This window comes from Albirhodobacter sp. R86504 (assembly GCF_042466415.1).
GTDB lineage: Bacteria > Pseudomonadota > Alphaproteobacteria > Rhodobacterales > Rhodobacteraceae > Albirhodobacter.
The window spans coordinates 426730-448794 of the sequence record NZ_JAXHCH010000001.1 but is presented as its reverse complement, the minus strand read 5'-3'; the positions used below and the strand labels follow the sequence as shown (position 1 = coordinate 448794).

At 58.9% G+C, this 22065-nt stretch carries 20 protein-coding genes; 5 read left to right on the top strand and 15 right to left on the bottom strand.

The genetic code is table 11. The features are described from left to right. Positions 1–140: 140 nt before the first annotated feature. The 3 genes from SJY32_RS02055 (at position 141) to SJY32_RS02045 (ending at position 2606) form a co-directional block, all read left to right on the top strand. Positions 141–659: a hypothetical protein gene (locus tag SJY32_RS02055; protein ID WP_376870988.1), complete on the top strand. Its 519-nt coding sequence runs from the start codon at positions 141–143 to the stop codon at positions 657–659. Between the two features lie 101 nt (positions 660–760). Beyond that, on the top strand, positions 761–1402 hold the full coding sequence (locus SJY32_RS02050) for a ribonuclease HII (protein ID WP_376870986.1): 642 nt from the start codon (positions 761–763) through the stop codon (positions 1400–1402). A 100-nt stretch (positions 1403–1502) separates the two neighbouring features. Then, positions 1503–2606 carry a site-specific DNA-methyltransferase gene (locus SJY32_RS02045; RefSeq protein ID WP_376870984.1) on the top strand — a complete coding sequence of 368 codons (1104 nt, stop codon included), beginning with the start codon at positions 1503–1505 and terminating at the stop codon, positions 2604–2606. Positions 2607–2725: 119 nt separating this feature from the next. Here the strand turns inward: SJY32_RS02045 and SJY32_RS02040 are convergent, their stop codons facing one another. The 6 genes from SJY32_RS02040 to SJY32_RS02015 form a co-directional block, all read right to left on the bottom strand. Continuing rightward, the gene (locus tag SJY32_RS02040) at positions 2726–3541 is read right to left on the bottom strand and encodes an alpha/beta hydrolase family esterase (protein WP_376870982.1); all 816 of its coding nucleotides are present in this window, start codon (positions 3539–3541) and stop codon (positions 2726–2728) included. An 11-nt stretch (positions 3542–3552) separates the two neighbouring features. Then, positions 3553–4725 (bottom strand): OpgC family protein, encoded by a 1173-nt coding sequence (locus SJY32_RS02035; protein ID WP_376870980.1) that lies wholly within the window; start codon positions 4723–4725, stop codon positions 3553–3555. 1 nt (position 4726) lies between these two features. Then, a complete protein-coding gene (locus tag SJY32_RS02030; protein WP_376870977.1) occupies positions 4727–6064 on the bottom strand; it encodes a tetratricopeptide repeat protein in 1338 nt (445 codons plus the stop codon). Positions 6065–6210: 146 nt separating this feature from the next. Continuing rightward, a complete protein-coding gene (locus tag SJY32_RS02025; RefSeq protein WP_376870975.1) occupies positions 6211–7836 on the bottom strand; it encodes a thiamine pyrophosphate-binding protein in 1626 nt (541 codons plus the stop codon). Beyond that, the gene (locus SJY32_RS02020) at positions 7833–9098 is read right to left on the bottom strand and encodes a CaiB/BaiF CoA transferase family protein (RefSeq protein ID WP_376870972.1); all 1266 of its coding nucleotides are present in this window, start codon (positions 9096–9098) and stop codon (positions 7833–7835) included. The genes SJY32_RS02025 and SJY32_RS02020 overlap by 4 nt, the downstream gene beginning before the upstream one ends. 24 nt (positions 9099–9122) lie before the next feature. Then, positions 9123–9644 (bottom strand): YHS domain-containing (seleno)protein, encoded by a 522-nt coding sequence (locus SJY32_RS02015; RefSeq protein WP_376870969.1) that lies wholly within the window; start codon positions 9642–9644, stop codon positions 9123–9125. Positions 9645–9908: 264 nt separating this feature from the next. On the opposite strand from SJY32_RS02015, the gene SJY32_RS02010 reads away from it, so the two are divergent. Continuing rightward, positions 9909–10376, top strand: coding sequence for a hypothetical protein (locus tag SJY32_RS02010; protein ID WP_376870966.1), 468 nt, complete (start codon positions 9909–9911; stop codon positions 10374–10376). An 82-nt stretch (positions 10377–10458) separates the two neighbouring features. Here the strand turns inward: SJY32_RS02010 and SJY32_RS02005 are convergent, their stop codons facing one another. The 8 genes from SJY32_RS02005 to SJY32_RS01970 all read right to left on the bottom strand — a co-directional run bounded on the left by SJY32_RS02005 (position 10459) and on the right by SJY32_RS01970 (position 19824). Continuing rightward, on the bottom strand, positions 10459–11499 hold the full coding sequence (locus SJY32_RS02005) for a DUF3445 domain-containing protein (RefSeq protein ID WP_376870964.1): 1041 nt from the start codon (positions 11497–11499) through the stop codon (positions 10459–10461). 9 nt (positions 11500–11508) lie between these two features. After that, a complete protein-coding gene (locus SJY32_RS02000) occupies positions 11509–12453 on the bottom strand; it encodes a PDR/VanB family oxidoreductase (protein ID WP_376870962.1) in 945 nt (314 codons plus the stop codon). Further along, complete coding sequence (locus SJY32_RS01995) at positions 12450–13052, bottom strand: dimethylamine monooxygenase subunit DmmA family protein (protein ID WP_376870959.1); 603 nt, start codon at positions 13050–13052, stop codon at positions 12450–12452. The genes SJY32_RS02000 and SJY32_RS01995 overlap by 4 nt, the downstream gene beginning before the upstream one ends. A 69-nt stretch (positions 13053–13121) precedes the next feature. Further along, positions 13122–14255 carry an aminomethyltransferase family protein gene (locus SJY32_RS01990; RefSeq protein ID WP_376870957.1) on the bottom strand — a complete coding sequence of 378 codons (1134 nt, stop codon included), beginning with the start codon at positions 14253–14255 and terminating at the stop codon, positions 13122–13124. Between the two features lie 69 nt (positions 14256–14324). Then, positions 14325–14504 carry a hypothetical protein gene (locus SJY32_RS01985; protein ID WP_376870955.1) on the bottom strand — a complete coding sequence of 60 codons (180 nt, stop codon included), beginning with the start codon at positions 14502–14504 and terminating at the stop codon, positions 14325–14327. A 25-nt stretch (positions 14505–14529) separates the two neighbouring features. Further along, positions 14530–15909 carry an ammonium transporter gene (locus SJY32_RS01980; RefSeq protein WP_376870953.1) on the bottom strand — a complete coding sequence of 460 codons (1380 nt, stop codon included), beginning with the start codon at positions 15907–15909 and terminating at the stop codon, positions 14530–14532. Between the two features lie 131 nt (positions 15910–16040). Then, entirely contained in the window at positions 16041–18419 is a 2379-nt protein-coding gene (locus tag SJY32_RS01975) for a DUF1989 domain-containing protein (RefSeq protein ID WP_376870951.1), read from the bottom strand. 61 nt (positions 18420–18480) lie between these two features. Beyond that, entirely contained in the window at positions 18481–19824 is a 1344-nt protein-coding gene (locus SJY32_RS01970) for an NAD(P)-binding domain-containing protein (protein WP_376870949.1), read from the bottom strand. A 190-nt stretch (positions 19825–20014) separates the two neighbouring features. On the opposite strand from SJY32_RS01970, the gene SJY32_RS01965 reads away from it, so the two are divergent. Then, the gene (locus SJY32_RS01965; protein ID WP_376870947.1) at positions 20015–21328 is read left to right on the top strand and encodes an ABC transporter substrate-binding protein; all 1314 of its coding nucleotides are present in this window, start codon (positions 20015–20017) and stop codon (positions 21326–21328) included. On the opposite strand, the gene SJY32_RS01960 is transcribed toward SJY32_RS01965, so the two are convergent. Then, a complete protein-coding gene (locus tag SJY32_RS01960; protein ID WP_376870944.1) occupies positions 21276–21983 on the bottom strand; it encodes a FadR/GntR family transcriptional regulator in 708 nt (235 codons plus the stop codon). The two genes, SJY32_RS01965 and SJY32_RS01960, sit on opposite strands and share 53 nt — an antisense overlap. Between the last annotated feature and the right edge of the window lie 82 nt (positions 21984–22065).

Below are 22065 nucleotides of genomic sequence, written 5' to 3'. Positions count from 1 at the left end.
TGTGCGTTATGCAATATCCCGCCCGCCAGCCGTCGATGTTATCCGATATCAAACACCCGTTTTTGCATAGCGCGCCTCCGCCGATGCAGTCTCAACCCATGGATACACGGGCCAAACCGGCCCCTGCACGGGAGAATACGATGACACCCAAACTCAGCCGCTTTTCCAAACGCGCAACCGCGACCTTGCTGGCCGGCGCGCTTGCCCTCGGCATGACGACCCCATCCTTCGCGGCATCCGATGGCCAAAAAGCTGTGAACACGATTCTTGGGCTCGCAGCGCTCGGTTTAATCATCCACGAAATCGACAAGAAGAACGACTCGAAGCGCAGCGCGCCCGCGCCACGCCGCGATGATCGTGGGCATGATGACGAGCGCCGTGATGGGCGCCGTGATGGATACCGCGACGGGCATCGTGATGATCCTCGGGAGCCGCGGCGCGATGCACGGCTTATCCGTGTACCGGCGGCATGCGTCATGTCTGTGCAGGGTCGCAACGGTCGCAGTCAGGCTGTCTCGCAAGATTGTCTGACGCGATCCCGTTTCGAGGGCCGCATGCCGCGCGCCTGCGCCTTTGATATCCGCACGAAACACGACGGCCGCCGCACGGTCTACGGCACCAGCTGCTTGGAACGCAACGGCTTCCATATAGGACGATAACACGTCCTGCCCCATGCGCGCGGCGACATCCGTCCGCCGCGCGCAATCACTCGCTCTGAACTCCACCTTGATTCGAACCTCTGAGTATCGCAGGAAGTGGCATGACAGAGAAAATGATCCCCGATTATAGCTTCGAATATGCCGCACAAGCGCGCGGCCTCACGCTCATTGCGGGGGTCGACGAGGTTGGCCGCGGCCCGCTGTGCGGCCCCGTGACAGCCGCCGCCGTGATCCTTGATCCGGCACGGATCCCCGAGGGCCTCAACGATTCAAAAAAACTTTCGGCCAAACGCCGCGCCGAGCTGGCGGCGCAGATCATGCAAACCGCTGATTTTTGCATCGCCCATGCAAGTGTCGAAGAAATTGACGAGATCAACATCTTGCAGGCGTCGCATCTTGCGATGTGCCGCGCAGTGGCCGGCCTTAGGCAACGGCCTGATCATGTCCTTGTTGATGGCAATCGCCTTCCGCGCGATCTCACCCTTTCGGCAGAGCCCATCGTGAAGGGTGATGCGCGGTCGGTTTCGATTTCTGCGGCCTCGATCCTCGCGAAAGAGGCACGTGATTTGCTAATGGTGGATTTAGCGCAACAATATCCAGGATATGGATGGGAAAGAAACGCCGGATACCCGACGCCAGACCACCTCGCCGCCCTGCTAAATCTTGGGGTTACACCGCACCATAGACGTTCGTTCAAGCCGGTACACAATATCTTGTATCAAGCAGTTTCTCGAAGTGATTGATTCAAAAAAGAAATTGACGCCGAATCCCGTCTGACTCATCATAGGCGCCATAGATCGACACAAGTCGACAGCGCCCATCGGGCGAAAAAACGAGGCAGAGATGAGCAAAACCAAAACAAAAGCGGCTCCCGTAGAGTTGCCGCTGAACGAGATTATTGGCGGCGATTGTATTGAGGTGATGAACAGTCTGCCCGAGAGCAGCATTGATCTGATCTTCGCAGACCCGCCCTACAACCTGCAATTGAAAGGCGAATTGCATCGCCCTGACAATTCCAAGGTTGATGCGGTCGACGATCACTGGGATCAATTTTCGTCCTTCGCGGCCTATGACAAGTTCACGCGCGAATGGCTCGCCGCCGCCCGCCGGATCTTGAAGCCGAACGGCGCGATCTGGGTCATCGGCAGCTATCACAACGTCTTCCGCATGGGCGCCGAGCTGCAAAACCAAGGCTACTGGATTCTCAACGACGTCGTCTGGCGCAAATCGAATCCGATGCCGAACTTCCGCGGCAAGCGCCTCACCAATGCTCATGAGACGATGATTTGGGCCTCGAAGGCAGAAGGCAGCAAATATACGTTCAACTACGAAGCGCTGAAATCACTCAACGAGGGCATCCAGATGCGCTCCGATTGGGTCTTGCCGATCTGCAATGGCGGCGAGCGCCTGAAGGATGACAACGGCGATAAAGCGCATCCGACGCAAAAACCTGAAAGCCTGCTGCACCGAGTCATTATCGGGTCGACCAATCCGGGCGATGTGATCCTTGATCCGTTCTTCGGGACTGGCACGACTGGCGCCGTGGCGAAAATGCTGGGCCGCGAATTTATCGGGATCGAGCGCGAAGCGGCCTACCGTGAAGTCGCCGAAAAGCGTATCGCGCGCGTCCGCAAATTCGATAAGGAAGCGCTGGAAATCACAGGCTCCAAACGCGCCGAGCCGCGTGTTCCGTTCGGCCAATTGGTTGAGCGCGGCATGCTACGTCCGGGCGAAGAGCTGTTTTCAGTTGGCAACCGCTACAAGGCGAAGGTGCGCGCAGATGGCACGCTCGTGGGCAATGATGTGAAAGGTTCGATCCATCAGGTTGGCGCACATCTTGAGGGCGCCCCCTCGTGCAATGGCTGGACCTACTGGCACTTCAAACGCGAAGGGAAGATGGTTCCCATCGATCTCTTGCGCCAGCAAATCCGCGCAGAGATGAACTGAGGGCTCTGCCTGCCTCAATCACCAGAATTTTTATACGGTTACCGCCAGTGCGCTGTGGACTTGCTCCACGCGCACGACCTTGCCCCGCCGTGAATTCGGCGGGGTCTTTTCCAAGGCTGCTAGCGCGGCAAACTCTCATACCAGTCCAATGCCGCGGTGGCCCAACCTTTCGGGATGGAGTGCCCGCCCGGATGCATCGCAAAACTTAGCTGCGCGTTCTGGGTGCATGTCGTCCAGTGGCGCATCTGAAAATCACCCGAAGACGAAAGCTCGTCGGGCCGCATCAAATCACAGCCATTCGTCTCACGCCAAATTTGCAGCGCTGCAAACACGTCGCCCTGTGCAAACTCCGATCGGATCACCCGCCCCTCAAGCGGAACCGTCATATCCGCCCAGCCATGCGTATGAAAAAGCTGCACCGGACCGGAACAAGCCGCTGGATGCGGCCGCCAGAAATTGCCCGCAACAGGTGCATAGGCCGTAAAAGCGTCGGGATGCGCGCATGCAAGATAGCTCACCATCGAGCCGCCCACAGAAAATCCCGCCAAAAGCATATCATCGCGCTTGAGATCAAATCTTGCTGCCGCATCATCGGCTACGGCTTCGATGAACTGCGCCTCGTCTCGCGCGCTGGGACGATCAGGGTGGAAACCCCAAGACCGCCCCGAACGCCCCTCAAGCGGCTGACCACTCGCGGCGATGACGGCATATCCGCGCGCAACGATGGCATCGATCATGCCCGCGTTGCGCAATGTCCCCTCACCAGAGCTTCCATGGCCGTGCAGAAACACAACCGCCGGATGCGGGCCATCCCCTTGTGGCAATGCAACATGATACTCGCCCTCAGTCACCTGACAGGCCTCGGACGCCTCACCGCACTGCGCATAGGCCATCTGTGCGCTCGACATGAACAGCGCCGGTATTAACCACCTCATTGAAGCCTCCCTCAACCGCGTGCCACTTTCCATGGCTGGGATTTGAAGAATGCTGCGAGTTTCGCAACCGCGATGATTGAGAGCGCCGCCAAGACATTGATGATCAACGCAGCCAACCAACCGCCGCCAGCGAGATTCAAGAACGCGCCGAACACCCGCGCAAGCACCATGGACGCCGCGAAGACCGCCAACGATTGCTGACCGACGCGGCAGATCAATGCGATCACCGCCCCTGATTTCCCGCCGCGCACCAAGCGCGCGCCCTTAACACCCGCCGCCACCCATGCAAGATAGGCGAGCGCCAGAAAATGGACGAAGCGTAAAATACCGAAGTTTGACTTGCTGATCAGAAACGCCCAATCGCGACGCCATTCACGGATAAACTCGGATTGACCGATGATTTTATACCAAGCGAACGGGATCGAGAGCACAACAACGACGATCGCGACCGCAATAAGCCAACGCCGCACAGGGGGCGCAGGGATCCAGCCGATCATCAGGCCAAAGCCGCTGAAAAAGATCAATTGCCATGCAAACGCATTGAAAAACCATTGCCGCGTCGAGGGCTTCTCGAACCATAATTCGGCGGGCAAGTTCAGCCCCGCCGTCGCAGCGAACCACAGCACAACGCTCGCAAAGATCGCCAATCTCGGATCGAATTTCGACAGCCCCATCATCACCGGAATAAGCGCCAAGATCACGATATACATCGGCAAGATGTCAAAATAGTTGGGAACATAGGTCAATGTCATCAAGCCGATGAGATTGGGGCCTGTCGAATTGATGAAATGCATAAGGTTCAAGGCGCTGACCTCGTCGCGCGCGAAAATCCCTGTCGCATTCAGCGCCAGCATCAGCGTCAGCGTGACGAAAAAGACTCCCAGATGGACCCAGTAGACCTGCCAGATCCGATGCGCGATCCGCAATGTCCCCATCATCCAGCCGGCGCGGCCAAAAAGCCCGCCAAACGCCAGCGCAGACGCCATACCCGAGCAGAAAACGAACATCTCGGTTGCATCCGAGAAGCCAAACCGCGCGGGAATCCATAGGGTCCACGGATTGTTGGTGATATGTGCGATGAGAATAATGAACATGCCGATCCCGCGGAAGAAATCGAGACGTGGATCGCGGAATTTCTTAGGCGAGAGAGGCGGCGTCGCGGAGCTTTGCTGGGTCGTCTGCATGTCAAACCGCCTGCGCGCGGGCCGCATCGATGAGGGACAGACGCGCGGCGCCATAGCCGTCCGAATATCCGCCGCGCCGATCCATCCGATCGCGCAGCATAGCTTCCGCCGCATCAAGCTGACCGCCGCGCAAGGCCGCCTCAATGGTCACACGGTCAAATACATCGCGCTGCGCGTGACTGCCGCCGACCGATTGAAGATCGCTCTGCCCTGCCTGCAAATGGCGCCAAGCGGTCGTGTACTCACCGTTGGCGAAGGCCTGAAGCCCCTGCGCAACTTGCACCCCGGGATGCGAGATGATGCGATCGGCCTCGTTCAAACTCGTTTTGGCGCTTTGCATCCGCGCAATCAGCCCTGCGGCCGCTGCATCGCGCGCGCCGCCACAGAGGGCCAACATGTAATGAAGATCCGCGAACGCAAGGCATCCGTCCTGCGCACGGCTCTCGGAGAGCTCCGAAAGCTCCTCCCAACGGTCCCCGACATCAATTCCGTCCAATTCCAATCGCGACAAAAGCGACGCGGCGTTAGAAATGTCACGGTAATCATCCGTCTTTTCGGCGCGTATATCAGCATCGTAAAGCGCAAGCGCCGCGTCATATTCACCCAAATCAAGATGCATCAAGGCGCGGTGCCACCAGACGTGATACCGGAAATTGTTGCAATGCGCCCAAGCCCCCTCCCGACCATCAAGGAACTGAAGCCCCTGTTGCGCGCGGCCCGTCATATCGAAGACATGCGCGACCGCATGCAAACCCCACGCATCATCCGGCGCAAGCGTAACGCCTTCCCGGCCCACAGTTTCAGCGCGCTTATATTCACCGGTTTCCTCCAATGTGAACGCATGACACCCCAGCAAATATCCCCGCAAAGGATGATCGTCCCACGCATCCATGACGCCCTCGACCGAGGCGCGCATCTCATTCGAGCGGCCCATGATAAAGTGAATCGCGTGGATCATCTTCATCATCAGCGCGTCGCGCGGATTGGCATTCAAAAGGATCTGCAGCCGCGCCGCAGCGCCGGACGGACGGCCTTGAAGCCAATCGCCAAGGGCGTAAACGAACGCCATTTCGCGCTGCGTTGCCGGCGCGCCTTTGCGTGCCGCGGCATAGGCTTCACGCGCGACGGCAACCATCTCGACGCGTCCGAGTAACAAGCACGATAGTCCTCGGATGGCCTGTCCCAATGCAAAATCCGGGGCCTGCATAAGAACCGCATTTAACGCAGGGCCCGTGCTGGCGGAATGTGACATCACGCCGTGGATGACGGTGTTCCATTCCCCGATGAGATGGGAGGGAAGCGAGGTGGGGATCCCGCTCATATCGTCGGAAAATGTCATGCACATACCTTTCAACGTGTATCGCCCGCCCCCTGCCCTACCGACATGGGGACGACATCTTAATCTTCGTTTCAGGGGTAAAAATTGTTACAGACCAAATTCGAAAAACTTTCTGATTGACCCAAACCACACACCACCAAAACGCATCAGAATGCTCCGTCATACGCCCGACGCGGAATCCGCGCGGCGATCAACGTGAAGCAATCGCGCGACATCGACGCCGCAATTTCGTCCCGCAGCGATTGCTGGTCTTGCACGGTCGCGCCGTAGCCACCAAAGGCCCTTGCCAATGCGGCAAAGTCCGTGCCTTGCGGCGCACCACGCGCATCTGTGCCGAAATCCACACCCAGATTGGCGCGCCCTGTGCCGCGTTGCTTCAGCTCAATCAACGAGAGGCTGTCATCGACGAGCACGCAAATAACAATCGGCAGGCCGTGCGCCGTCAGTGATGCAAGCTCGCCCGCGCCCATTTCCAAGCCAGCATCCCCGACAAATGCGACGACAGGCGCATCGGGCCGCCCCAGCTTCGCTCCCGCCGCCAGTGGCACCGCGCAGGCCATGGTGCACAAGCCCGATGATTGCAACATCCCGCGCGGCATCGGGCAATCCCACATCTGGCTGACCAAAATACGATGCGCCCCGCTGTCGGCCGTAATCACAGTATCGGACGGCATCACATCACGGAACGTCGCAAACACCTGATGCGGACCCCAGTCCGCTTTCGGCGCGAAGGCCTTTTTCAACGCATCTCGTGCCTCTGCGGGCGCGCCGGATGGCCAACGGGCCGAGGTAGAATGCGAAAGCGCGGGTAGCGTTTCCGCCAAGCTGCCGATCAGAAGATGCGTCGCGCTATGCATCCCGTGTGTACGCGCAACGGGCGCGATCTCGATAATGGTCTGGTTATCTTTCCAAGGGTCACGCCACCCGATCCGCATCTCGATCGGGTCATAGCCTAGCAACAAAATACAATCCGATTGCGCCATCAGCGGCAAGATGATCCCGTCGGCTTTGGGTGACAAACCTGCCGCGCCCAAACAAAGCGGGTCGGACTCGTCGATCAAACCCTTGGCTTTATAGGTCGTGACCAGCGGGATGTCATGCGCACGGCAGAAGCTCTCAACGGCCGCTGCCGCGCCCTCATTCACCGCGTCGACACCCGCGATAGCAATCGGCCGCTGCGCCCCTTTCAGGGCCTCAAGCGCTGCGTTTAGCGTGCTCACCGGCGGCAATCCGACATCCCCCGCGCGCGCTGGAACAACCACGGTTTCGTCGGCCCGCCCTTCCGCCACGCCGATCGGCACATCTACATGAACAGGACCCGGCTGGCCCGATGTCGCAAGCGCGATCGCCTTCGCCATCCCTGCGCCGATTGCCCCATGCGCAAGCCGGAAACTCCCCTTCACGATCGGGCGCATCATGGCCTGATGATCGAACACTTGGTGCGTATAGGTTTCGGCCTCGGCCGCATCCACGCACCCCGTGAGAAAGATCATCGGCACGCGATCTTGCATCGCATTGGCAACGACGTTGACTGCATTCGCCGCGCCAGGACCAAGGGTGGCCACCAAAACGGGCAAAGCACCCGTCATGTGCCAATGGCCCTCGGCCATAAAACCGCCACCGTTCTCATGCTTGACCAGCAAGAACTTCAGCCCTGCAGCATCCAGCCCTTCCATCAAGGCGAGAACCTCCCCGCCCGGAATGCCAAAAGCATGTGTTGCACCGGCGGCGCTCAGCGACCGACCAATGATATCTGCACCGGTTGTTGTCATGTCTCACGATATCCTTGAATAACTTTAGCGTCCGCTAAGCTGCGGAGATCTTCGGGCGTAAGCCCCAAAATATTTGCCAAGACGCTCTGCGTATCTTCGCCCAAACGAGGCGGGGCCTTGCGGTATTGCACAGGCGTTTGCGAAAGTTTGAGCGGGTTGCCAATCAGATCGACATGATGCTCACGCGCGAGGGGATGCGGCAGCCGGACGCGCATCTCACGCGCCGCGACCTGATCGCTCGCGAAGACCTGCGCGAGATCATTCACGGGGCCAGCAGGAATGGTATGCGCCTCGCAAATTGCCAACCACTCAGCCTTTGTGCGGCCCTCGGTCAATGTCGCGAGCAACGGCAGGAGCGCCTCACGGTGCCTGACACGGGCCGCGTTGGTGGCAAAACGCACATCGGTCGCAAGCCCGGGTGCGCCCGCCTGTGTCACGAACCGCGCAAATTGCGCATCGTTACCGACGGCGAGAATAAACGCGCCGTCACGTGCGGGAAATGTTCCGTACGGCACGATCGTCGGGTGATCGTTGCCGCGGCGTGGCGGCACCTGACCATCGGTCAGATAGGCAACCCCTTGATTCACCAGCATCGCGATCTGGGCATCCATCAGCGAAATATCGATGTGCTGCCCGCGCCCTGATTCATGCCGCGCTTGCACCGCCGCCAGTATTCCAACGCTCGCATACATGCCGCACATCAGATCCGCGATCCCCACACCCGCCTTCATCGGCTGGCCCTCAGCTTCGCCCGTGAGGCTCATCAAACCTGCTTCGCCTTGGACGAGGAAATCATAGCCCGCACGATGGGCATTGGGGCCCGTCTGCCCGAAGCCTGAAATCGAGCAATAAATCAAACGCGGATTGATCGTGCTCAAGCTCGCATAATCCAAACCGTAGCGCGCCATATCACCGGGTTTGAAATTCTCGACGAATATATCGGCGGACATCACCAGATCGCGGACAATCGCCTGACCGCGCGGATCAGCAATATTGAGCGCGACAGAATGCTTGCCCCGATTGGCGCAAAGGTAATACGCGCTCTCACGGGTATCGGCCCCTTCCGCATCTTGCACGAACGGTGGCCCCCATCCACGGGTATCATCGCCGGTAAAGGGGCGCTCGATCTTGATAACCTCCGCGCCAAGATCGGCCAGCAGTTGAGTTGCCGTCGGCCCCGCCAAGATGCGCGATAGATCGATGACGCGCAGGCCTTTCAGAGCCTGCGCAGTTTGGTGAGATGATGAAGTGTCTTGCGTCACGTCAAATCCAGATAAGAGGCGCGATCAGTTCGCGACAGGGGCTTGAGATGTGAAATCGGGAATTGCGTCATCCGAAGCCTTCTCAGGTTCCAAATCGGACCACTCCTCTTGCGCATCTTCAATATAGTCGGGAATATCCTTCTCCCAACGGCGGGCAACTTTCTCGTTCAGGTTAAGGTATAGCTTACCATCCGCAATACGCCATAGCGTTGGATTCGCAGGAACCTTGCTGCCTTTTGCGACGCCAAATGCGCAATGCCCGTCATACTGCGGCACGAAGGCGGAAGGATCGGCCCGAAAACGCGCAAGGTTTTCCTCCGACGCGAACGCGAACGTCGCGCCGTTATACGTTTGCGTCAATTCGGCCTTGCCAACCAACGGGGATTGCTGCGGCGTTCCAATATCGGATTGCGGCAAATCGAAATAGGACACCACGTCATATCCCGACACCGCAAAGCCGGTTTGATCGATATATTGTTCGCCGGCGATGGCGCCGCCAGAGACGATTGCGGAGAAGACGAAGGCAAGGGCAGTGTGTTTGAACATACGATTTTCCTTTTGCTGCGTCTTACCCATTCGTGCGCCAAACACTGATTGTTACGGCCTCGAAAAAACAAATTTTTTATCCGTTTTTCTGCTCGCAATCGGCTCGAAACGGCGTCTAGGGTTGGGAGAACCCAGCGTCGTCACATCGATTTTCACGCCCTTGTGGCTGAGATCAAAAATCGTGAATCGCGCATTTCTTTAATCTTACTCGCTTAGAGAACAAGCGGCGAGCTACCCGAACACCACCAGCACTAGGAGTTAAAAATGTCAGCTTTATCAGTAAAAACCATCGGCTCGATGTTCATCGCGGGCTTTATCGCCACGCTCGCATTTGACCTTTGGGGCCAAGTCATCAGCCCGATGCTCGGCTTCGCCACCTTGTCGCCCCACGGCCTCGCCAAAAGCCTGTTGGGCAAATTTGGGCTGCCCAACGGCGACTTCGCCGGATATTTTGTTCACTTCTATATCGTCGGGCTTATCGGCTATCCAATCGGCTGGCTGATGATCTTCAAGCCCGTATGGCAAGCCGTTATGAAAAATCGCGGCGGTGTATTTCTGCAATCCGCGATTTACGGCTTCGGCCTTTGGGTGTTCGCGATCGGCGGCATTACCCTCATCGCAGGGCTTCCGTTCTTCCTCGGCTTCGCGGGTATCACATGGGTCGCACTCGTCGGGCATGTTCTCTACGGCATCGTCCTCGTCGCCGTCCTGAACCGGATCGCGCGCAGCTGAGGACGCTGTCCACATAAACACCCGTCATGTCAAAGGCGCAGGGCTTGAGACATGACGGGTATCCGCCATCAAAACGGAGGCATTAATCAGCAAAGGTGCCGGGGGACGTTACCGCCCCGTCGTCAAACTGCGCCAGATACTCGACGATGACGGCCCGATTGATCTCAAAACCCTTGTAGGTTGCCATATCCTCGGGCAGATCGCGGATCACGCGGTGAAACCGCCGCGCCCATTTTGGAACGGTCACGAGATCTTCCAACGAGATCAGGTAGCACCGGATCGGGAATACCAGAGCGTTTGAACGCGGCAGCCGCCAGAAGCTCTGCAACTCGACCCGCAGATATTGTTTCGCGCCGACAGTTTCGGGCGTGATCGTCCGCTTCTCCGGCCCCCATTTATGGTAATTCTCGGGGCTTGTGTCCAACCGCGGATTGACCGTCATCGTCCAGTTCAAGCGCCGCGCGGGGCTATCTTGCTGCACATTCATAAGATATTTCAACGCGCGCTGGAACACGCCCATCTCGTTGGCGCGCGGCACTGGCGCGTGCCATTCAAAGAAATTCATCCCGATATCAAAATCGAGCGACCAATCGGCCTGCGATGTGACCATGCCGGCATCCATCCACAGGTTGCCCTCGCGTTGATCCAGCAGCGCGAAATCGCCCTGCGCCTGACGCGTTATGTACTCCATCGGGCCGCACGGCAGGGTAGTTTCGTCCAGAAACGTGAAGCGTTGCTCGATGCCCATCGGGCGATTGATCCAATGCCAATGATCGCCGTCACGCGTGAGCGTGAAGAGATCTGGATAATCCTCCGATTTGCACACCATGATCAATTCTAGCAAATCCCATCCCGCCAAAGTCATATGCGGCAAGGATTGGCACCGAAGCGGATCATCGTTCAGCGTAATCGCGCGATCTTTCATCTCGCTGACGTAATGCTCGTCTACGTCAAACCGCACATTGAACGGCGTGCCCTCCGGGCCCCCTTTATGCGGTTCGATATTGACCGAGTACATGTAGGTGTCATCGGGGAAGGGGAACGGAAAGCGCGCAATGGCCTGCGGCGAATTCGTATAGGTATAGTCGTCGCGGAAGGTCTCATCGTTAAATCGGATCGTCATACCGGCCCCCTATCTGTCCAAAACAAGTGCGCTGCCCTTGAAGCGCGAGACACAGGGCATGATTTTTCGTTGCTCGTGGCGTTCTGCGTCCGACAACCAGTGATCGTGATGCTCAATATGCCCGTCGCACGTCACGACATCGGTTTCGCATTGCCCGCACGCGCCACCACGGCACAGCCACGGTGCATCCACTTGCGCGGCTTCCATTGCTTCAAGCAGGCTTTGGTGCGGTCCGACCGTCAGAGTCATGCGCGATTTCGCGAGTGTTACATCAAACGCGGCTCCCTCGGGCGGAGACAAAAACTCCTCCGAATGGAGAGCGGCCTTGGGCCAGCCAAACCGCGCGCCCGTCTCGGCCACCGCATCAATCAACCCCTTCGGGCCGCACGTGTAGACATGGGTCCCGAGCGGTTGCTTTGCCAAAAGTGCGCCCACATCGAGGCGATTGCCCTCAGAGCTCAAATGCACATGAATATGCGGGGAGTGTGGAAGCAGGGCGATACCTGCCGCCTCCGCGCGCGACCGTGCGGCGTAGTGCAATTCAAACGGCATCGGCATTTTCGCAAGCTGTTTAAGCTGTGCGACGAAAGGCGTGATTCCTATGCCGCCGGCGATCATCACATGCTTTTTCGCCCGCAGATCAAGCGCGAAAAGGTTTACCGGCGCGCCAATGCGAAGCTGGTCGCCCACTTGCACACGGTGCATAAACCGCGACCCGCCGCGCCCCCCGTCCTCACGGCGCACCGCGATTTCATACCCCGAACCATCCATCGGATCGGAAATCAATGAATAGGCATTGCGCCGCAGCACATCGCCATCCGGCATTTCCACGACCACATGCGCCCCACCAGAAAACAATGGCAGAGCCTTGCCCTCGGGATGTGTGAATCGAAATCGCGTGACCAGTGGCGTGAGCGGTTGCACCTCCGCGACATTCAGGACTTGACTGCTCATGCTGAAATCCCCCGCTCGGGCGGAACGCATCCCGGCTCTTCCGCATCCACGCAAACGCCTTGGAAGGCACCCAACCGGCGCGAAAAATGATCGCGCACAAACAGGGTCAGGCCGCAATGGCTACACTTGAACGGATCGGTGCTGACACCCAATGTCACGCCCTTGCAATGCACGCATTGCATCCGGCGGGTAATCGCCCCTCGATGCTCCGCTTGAATAGCGTCCAATGGCAAGCCAGCGCTCAACGCCTCGGCGGTCGCGAGGCCGATCAACTCCTCCGACCCTGCAAGATAAAGCTGTGTGCCCATCCGCGCATCCAGCAATGCCTTTTTAAATCGCGTCAGGATCGCGGGATAGCTTGGCCCAACATGGTATTGCTTTGGCCGCAGCGCACTCAATCGGGGGCCAAATTCTGTCTCGTTAGGAATGAAAATCAGATGCGCCTGATCCATCACTGACGCATCGCTCGCGGTCAGAGCGAGGATCGCTTCTGCCCCCAAACCCTCCGCCAATATCAACGCAGGCGCACTGCCGCGCGAAACAAGATCGGCGTATGTCGGGCGCGTTGAAATCGAAGGGGTAAAAATCGTTTTGCTCATGGTCATATCCCTGTTGATGGGAGGGCGGGGCACTCTACCGGCGCCCCTGCCCGTCGGTCGTCCGCAGGCTTACCCCTTGGCGGTGCGGCGTTTTTTGTCGACATCGTAGAACGGCATCGAATGGGCGACGGCTTTGATCTCGCCGGTGGAATTGCGGATCGTGAGCGGCGTGCCATCCACGGCACAGGCCACCGGCATCCGTGCAATGCCGACGTTGTGTTTATTGAGCGGGCTGTAGAAGCCCATCGTCACAACCCCGACCTCGACCCCGTCTTGCAAGATCGGCGCGCCCTCCTCGGCCGCTTCCTCTCCCTCAAGCAGCACGCCGTAAATCTTGAAACGCTCCTTGCCCTTAAGGCGATAATGCTCCTCCGCACCGCGGAAACCGGTTTTCCCCGGCGAGACGGTAAAGTCGAGGCCCAGCTCCCACAGCGTGTCGCCACATGCCTCATCCGCGAACGGATATTTCTCGGAATTGTCATAGGGGAAGAACAGCAAATAGCTTTCCGACCGCAGCAGATCGAGCGTGGTAAACCGGCACGGGATGATCCCCATATCGGCGCCCTCCGCGACGATCCGATCCCAGATCATCGGCGCATCCTGCCCGCGGCAGAAAATCTCATAGCCGCGCTCACCCGTATAGCCGGTGCGCGAAATCGTGACCGGTGCGCCGAACAAAGTCGTGTGGATATGGCTGAAATACGCAAGATCACGGATGCCCGCGACATGGGGTTCCAAATAATCCACCGCCATCGGCCCTTGCAGGGAAATGTCGTGCAGATTGTCGTCAAACATCACCATCACATCGCGCCCCTGCGCCGCCATGGTGAGTTGCTCATGCCCCTGCCCCGCGCCATGCACCACCATGAAGCTGTTCGGCCCCATCCGGTAAATTACGCAGTCGTCCACAAATTTCCCCGCATCATTGAGCATGCAGGCATAGGTCGAGCGGCCCGGTTTCAGCTTCTCGACATTGCGCGTTGTGGCGCGGTCGATCACATAGGCGGCATGCGGCCCGATAATATGCAATTTCTTGAGGCCCGAGACATCCATCACACCCGCCTTGGTGCGGATCGCGAGGTATTCCTCGATCGGGTCTTTGTCATAGGACCACGCCGTGCCCATCCCGCTCCAATCTTCAAGCGCTGATCCTAGCGCGCGGTGGCGGTCGGCCAGTGCCGAGAATCTCCAAGATGCGGTCATCGTCTATTCCTTATTATCGGCGTTTTGAGGGGGTGGGGCGCAGGCCATCGCATGCGCCCCAAAGGTGCTTCAATGCTTGCCGTTTTTGGCGGCCGTGTAGGCGTGGCGTTCATGCCGCCAGCCCAAAATCATCGCGACCAAGACGCATGCATAGCAAAGGACGATCCAGAACATCTCGCCAGACCCAAAGCCCGCATATATCGCGCCCGTGATCCCGTCCCAACTGTTGGCCTCAAATGGTGCTTCCATCTGTCTTTCCTTTCAAATCAATGGCTTATTCAGCCGGTGTGACGGTGGGATGCAAAGCTTCAGGATAGGCCGAAGCAGGCACTTTAGTTTTGTCGAGGCCAAGAATTTCGGCCTCGGCTGGCACGCGCAACTGGCCCATCGCCTTGAGGACCCACGAGATCCCGTAGCCGGGGAAGAAGCCCAAAGCCGTCATAACGAGCGCGCCGACGAGCTGACCGGAGAAGGAGGTCTCGATCACGTTTTCGCCCGCAAGTGCCGGATACCCCTGTGCGGCAATGCCAACGGCCATCACCCCCCAGAACCCGAGATACATGTGGACAGCAACCGCTCCGACGGCATCGTCGATCTTCTGGCGCTCCACGAAGGAGGCAACAAAAGGCATCGTCGCCGCGCCGATAAAGCCGATCACAAAGGCCATCGGCGGATACCAAAGATCCAAGCCCGCAGCGCAGGAAATGATCCCGCCAAGCGCGCCCGACATCATCCAGAACGGATCGCGGGTAATCATCCACGCGCCGATAATACCGCCCGCCATGCCCATCAGCGTGTTGAACGTCATGCCCGAAAGCGTCATTGGCGTGCCGTAGATCGTGGTGGTGATCAGGCCCGACCAGCTCCATGCTTCGCCCGGAACAATGACGCAGCCCATCAAGAAGCCCCAGAAGCCCGCGATGATCAGCATAAGGCCGATCAAGGTCATTGGCATCGAATGGCCGGGGATATGGTTAGCGGTGCCATCGGCGTTAAACTTGCCGATACGTGGCCCGAGGTTGATGACAACGCCCAAGGTGAACGCGCCCGCAATCAGGTGAACCACGCCAGCCGCGCCGAAATCATGATAGCCGAATTTGGTGACCAACCAGCCATCCGCATGCCAGCCCCAAGCCGCCGCCAAAATCCAGACGAACCCGCCCAGAACCGTCGCGAGAACCACAAAGCCTGTGAGGCGGATACGTTCAATCAACGCGCCCGACAAGATCGAGGCCGTGGTTGCCGCGAACATCACAAACGCGCCCCAGAACACGCCCGATGAGCGGTCATCGAGGTTCGGCCCCATATACGGGCTCCACGGTGCGGCGATTGAATTGGCATATTCAAGGCCCGAGATGCCCGCAGGGCCTGCCGACAAATCGATGCCTGTCGGGAAGGCCCAGTAAACCCACCAACCAACGAAGTAGAAGAAAGGGACAATCATCGCGAATGCGAGAATGTTCTTAATCCCTGAGGCCAGCGCATTCTTGGTGCGGGATGCCCCCATCTCATAGGCGAGAAATCCAACATGGATGAGAACCATGAGCGGGATCGTTAGGAAATAGAACACTTCGGACAGCATCGTGCCCGTTGCGCCCGCCTTCGCTTGTAGTTCGGCCACCGTTGCGGCCAATGAGACTATGTCTTGTTCCACGTCAAAGCTCCCTGTTGCTTGTGGAAAGGCGTTTTCGCCCCGTTTTAAGTCCTCCCAACCCCAATCCCCGCGCCTTTTGGCGTCTCTGATCATGGCCTCATGCCGGTCTCCCGAACGGCATCCGCCGCGGCTTACGACCGCGGGCGTTCCTTCGTCGGATCGTAATGGGCAACACCTGCCACGGTTGCCGCGATCCGTTTGATATGTCCGTCGAGCTGGCCGATCTCGACCGCGGTGCCCGCATCTGCATGCGCCACATCAATCCGCGCGAGCGCGATCACCGTGCGTGAGCGCGGCGATATCATCGCAGAGCACACCTCGCCCACCTGCGCGCGGCCAATTCGGACGCAATCGCCATGCGCGACCGGGTCCTGACCCTCAATTTCCAAGCCCACGAATTTGCGCGCGGGGGTTTCCTTGCGCCGGATCAACGCGTCGCGGCCAATAAAATCATCGGCCTTCGATTTGAGCGGCACGGTGAACCCGATGCCCGCCTCAAACGGATCGGTTTGATCGGAGAAATCATAGCCCGCGAAAATCAGCCCCGCCTCGATCCGTACCAAATCCAGACCGGCAAGCCCCATCGGGCGGATGCCCTTCGCCGCCTGCGCGCCAAACACCGCGTCAAACACGGCGGCGCCGTCTTTGGGATGGCAGAAAATCTCATAGCCCAGCTCACCGGTATACCCCGTGCGCGACACCACCACTGGCGCGCCCGAAGCCCCGCCGATCCGGCCCACGGTGAAGCGGAACCAGCCCAAATCCTTGATCGCAGGTTGATGCGGCGGGGTCCAAATGATCTCGTCGATCAGATCGCGGGAGTTCGGGCCTTGCACGGCGAGGTTATGCATCTGATCGGTTGAGGAGCGCACCAGCACATTGAGCCCAAGCGCCTCCGCCTGTTCGCGCATCCAAACGCCGCCCTCATCCGAGCCACCGATCCAACGGAAATTCTGCGCGCCCAGCCGGAACAGCGTGCCGTCATCAATCATCCCGCCATGCGGATAGCACATCGCGGAATACACCACCTGCCCCACGCCCAGCTTTTTCACATCCCGCGTCAGCACCCATTGCATCAACGCCTCGGCATCCGGTCCGGTGATCTCGAATTTGCGCAGCGCGCTCAAATCCATCGCGACCACGCCCGTGCGGCAGGCCCAATAGCTTTCCACCGCATCGGTTTGCGCGAAGGAATTGGGCAACCAGAAGCCCTTATATTCAACAAAATCGTGGGTCAGCGAAGCGAATTTGTCATGGAAGGCGCTCTGTCGGGTCATGATCGGCTCCGCGTCGGGGGTGGCGCGCCATGCGGAGGCGCGCAAAAATCGCTCCGATCCGGAATAGGTGCGCAGGTGAATATCGGTGGGGTCCCAGCCATTCGCGGCCGAGGTATCATCGGGGCAGGCCGAGGAGACGCAGACCAGATCGGTGAGCGCCCGCATCAAGACATAATCGCCGGGGCGGGACCACGGCTCATCCGCGATCATCACGCCATGCGCATCAATCGCGGTGTTGAAGAAGAAATTCGCCGCCATCCAACCCGCACGGGCCGGCACGCCGTACTCCTCCAGCGCGCCGTTGAAATTATCCGAGCAATTGGCGTGGCCGGGATAGCCGATATCGTCGTAATACTTCGACGCACAGGCCATCGCGAACGCATCATGCCGCCCGCAAGTGTCTTGGATTACTTCGACCAGCGGCGTGAAATCCTGATCGTAATATTTCGCATGCAGGCCGGGGTTGGGATAGGCATGGCCCATCAAGGTCCGCGTGGTCGTCACATCCAACGGATTTGCGATGCCGCGATCCAGTTTGCGCGCGTCAAAACATTGGAAATCGGTGCATTGGCGGCCATCAACATCGATGATTTGCAGATAATCGCCCGCTTTGACGCGGTAAGCCTGCGCGGTGGAGGACGCGATCCGCAGATCTTGCAGCGGATCGGCCAGAGGGTCGGGCAAAGCAAACCGCCCCTTCGCGCGCTTTTCCTTGCGCGTGATCAACACGGTCAACGGCGTCGCGGTATCTTGCGCCTCGAAATTCATCACCGCCGCGGGGGCGCAGACCAGCACCAGCCCCGCCCCCTGCGCGGTGAATGACACCGCCTCATTCGCCCGCGAGGCCGCGCCAAACAAGCCAATCGCCCGCGCGCCGCCAATCTCAATCCCGCGCCGCGCCAAACCCAAACGCAGCCGCGCCATCCCATCCGCAGGTGATCCCAGCGCCGCGCGCAACCCGTCCGCCGCGCGATCCGCCGCCACGCCCAGCAATCCGCAATCAACCCGCCCGTCGGGATGGGCTGCGATGATCTCACAAGGCTGCCCGCCTTCGTCATTGGTGATTTTCAGGACATCGCCCGCCGCAATCGGCACCGCAATCACCCCGCCGCCTGAGACCATGTGCCGCTCATCCGCGACGGTCAGCGCCGACCCGAACGCCAACGCCCTGCGCGGGCGCGTCGCGGTCGGTGGGCCTGCGCGAAACAGCGCGGGAGGAGGAGATTGCAACATCCGTTTATCCTAAAAAAGCGGGGGACAAGCCCCCTCAGGAAGTATCAGGGACAAGAGACCCTCAGTTTTGCAGGTAGACTTCCATCGTGTCGTCCAACGCATCTTTCCAAGGTGTGTGATGCCTGGGCGCCATGGTTCCGGTGATCAGGGATTTGTAGCAATTGTCGCGGAAGCCCATGATCCCTTTGGCCTTATGCGCCTTCCACTCAAAGAATGCCTCGCAAGCGCCATCCACATCAAAGCTCGGGTAATCGGTATCTGCGATCAGCTCCTTGATATACGCGCCCTGATATTTGATCGCGTATTTGGTATCGTCCGATGCCTCCTCGCGGGCCTCACGCTCGGCCACATCGGCCAACATTACGGCCTTGTCGGTCGGCATCTCGATCCGCCCCATGATCACATCGCGGACATACCAGGCCTGCGCGTCGAACATGTTGAAGGTGAACCACTGGTCCTGCATGCCCAGATAAAACAGCGCCGGATTATGGACATAGGCGACCCCTTTATAGAGATCGGCAGTGGCCAAACGGTTCTTGGTTTTCAGGCGCAGATCGTCCGGCAAGAACGGGAAATAATGCTTATACCCCGTGCAAAGGATGATCGCATCGAAGTCTTTTGTGCTGCCATCGATGAAGGTCGCCGTTTTGCCCTCGACACTCACGAGGGCGGGTTTTTCTTCCCAATTCTCTGGCCAATCAAACCCCATCGGCGCCGAGCGGTAACTGGTCGTGACCGACTTCGCGCCGTATTTCCAGCATTGCGATCCGATATCCTCGGCGGAGTAAGACGCCCCGACCAAAAGCACATCTTTGCCCGAATACTCCCGCGCATCACGGAAGTCGTGGGCATGAACAATCCGTCCGTTGAACGTCTCAAACCCAGGGTATTCCGGCACGTTGGGCGAGGAGAAGTGACCAGAGGCGACGATCACATGATCGAACACTTCCTTATACATCGTGTCGTTGACCATATCATGCACGGTCATCGTAAATTTCTGGGTCTCATCGTCAAATTCAACACAGCGCACCACCGTCGAGAAACGGATCCAATCGCGGACACCCGCTTTCAACACGCGCCCCTCGATATAATCGACCATCACCGCGCGCGGCGGGTAGGAAGCGATCTGCTTGCCGAAATGTTCCTCAAACGAGTAATCGGCGAATTCCAGACCTTCTTTCGGGCCATTGGTCCACAGGTAGCGATACATAGAGCAATGCACCGGCTCGCCATTCTCATCAACGCCGGTGCGCCAAGTGTAATTCCACAATCCGCCCCAATTGGATTGCTTCTCGAAACAGACCACGTCGGGGATCTCAGCGCCCTTCTGCGCGGCGGATTGAAACGCCCGCAACTGTGCCAACCCCGATGGCCCTGCGCCAATAACGGCTACTCGTTTGGTCATATTCGCCCCCTGCGTCTGCGTGTGTGCGGATTGCGCTACTGGTTCGGACCAGTTGCCCAAATTGGCACATTCGGTGTGAACCAATGAGGCGGTAGAGGGGCGGTTTGCGTCAACTTATTTTCTTTATGGGAATATAATTTTCCTACATTTTGCCGTTTCGCTTCTTATAAAAGCAGTTATAGATGAAAATATGAGCAGGTTTTCACTCGCACAGCATCTTGCCGTCACTGGTTCACTGCCGCGACTCAGTGTGCAGGATCGTGACCCGATCAAAATAGGATTCCTGACGCCACTTTCAGGCGCAGAAGAAATTTGGGGCAAACCGGGTCTCGACGGCTGCCGGATCTGGGCCGATGGCATCAATGCCCGCGGAGGGCTGATGGTCACCGGCCGCCGCCACCGCATCGAAATCGTCGCGCAAGATAGTGCACTTGGCGCTCACCACACCCTAGCCGCCGCCCGCGATATGTTGGAACGTCAGCATGTGCGCCTCTTTCTTACTTTGGGCGGCGACAGTTTTGCGCCCGCTCTGCCGTATCTGATGGCACGTAAGGCGTTGGTTGCCACGATGTTGACCTCCGATCTATCGCCCGAAACGCCGTCGTTGATCGCCCCTGCCGAGGTGCACCCCCTGTTCAACGCGACGGGCGTCGAATGGCTCGCACAGAACCGCCCCGCAGCGCGCAAAGTCGCCTTATGCTCCCAAACCGATAGCCTCGGCTTGCCCTCGCTCGCCGTTTACCGCGCCGCATTTGATGCCGCAGGCCGTGACCGGATTAAAGAAATCCGCTATGCGCCGAACAACAAAGACGCGCGCGGGATCGTCGCCGCAATGCTGGCCGAGGCACCGGATGTGCTGTGCTGGTGCTCCTCCGCGCCCCCGATGGCCAAGGCCCTCACCGAGGCCGCCTTCGCGCAAGGGTTTACCGGTGAAATACTGGCTTGCACCGCGGACGATTACCCCACCCTGATCGCGCGGACCTCTGCCGATTTCATGTCGCGCTATACGTTTCAGTTTCCGGATTTTGATGATCCGAAGCTCGCCGATACGGCGTTCTTCTTCCGCCAGCCCAAAACGTTTTTCGAACTCTACAACCGTCAGTTCCCGAACCAATGGAGCGCGGTGAGTTGGGAATATGCGTCCATCCTCGATCTCTGGCACAGCGCGGTGGAGATCGCCGATACGATTGATCCAATTACGGTTCTTGCCGCAATGAAGCGCGCACAGCAGATGCAGCATATCTTTGGCCCAGCAAGGTGGAGCGGCGCAGATATCTTCGGGCTCGACAATGCCCTCGTCGGGGATTGGCCCGTTGTGACGATCCAGAACGGGCGTGCAAGGATCGCGGCTTTTGGCTCGGTCAGCGGCTGGCTTGATCGCAACAGTCAGCGGTTGCGCGCCCACATGGAGGATCTTGGTCAGATGTGGCACCAGCGACTCCCAGCAGCCCTCAATCCGACTGCATCAACAACTTCTGATCTTCGATCAGGGTCAGCTTCATAAATTCGCTGGCCGCTTCGATGTCGCGCGATGCGATCGCATTGAACAGGGCATTGTAGCCACGCTGATACGCGGCAATTCGGCTGGGCGTGAGGTGGCGGCGATACATCGCGGCGCGAAATGCCTGCCGCCGCGCCTCAATCACCAGCGAGTAGCAGGCCACCAACAGGGGATTACCTGTGCCCGCCGCAATCTGACGATGAAAATCTTCCTCCAAACGCACGAATGCGCTCGCATCGCTCTGAACTGCTTCCATTTTTGATAGCGTCTCGCCAAGCGCCTCGATGTCGCGCGGCGGCATGGAGATCACCGCAAGGCGCACCATTTCCGGCTCCAAAATTCCGCGCATCACCTGCAACTGAAGCGGCCCCGTTTCCGCCGCAACAGGAGAAGCAGAATCGCCCGCGCCAGCAGGATCATAGGTCACGAATGAACCAGATCCGGCGCGGCGGCGGATCATGCCATGTTCTTCCAACTGATCAAGCGCCTCGCGCACCGTATTGCGCGCAACGCCCAGATCTTGCGCAAGCTGACGTTCGGCCGGAAGGCGCTCCTCCACACCGTATTCACGCGATATGATCCGCGCCGAAAGCGTCTCGATGACGTATCGCACGGTCGAGCCAACGCTCGCGTCGATTTGCACTGGGGAACGGGGCACGGGCTATCCTTTGCACGGCGGGTCATCGCCGGAGCAAAGGATAGCGCAGGCGCGCGCCAGAACGCCAGAGCGCGCGCCGAAT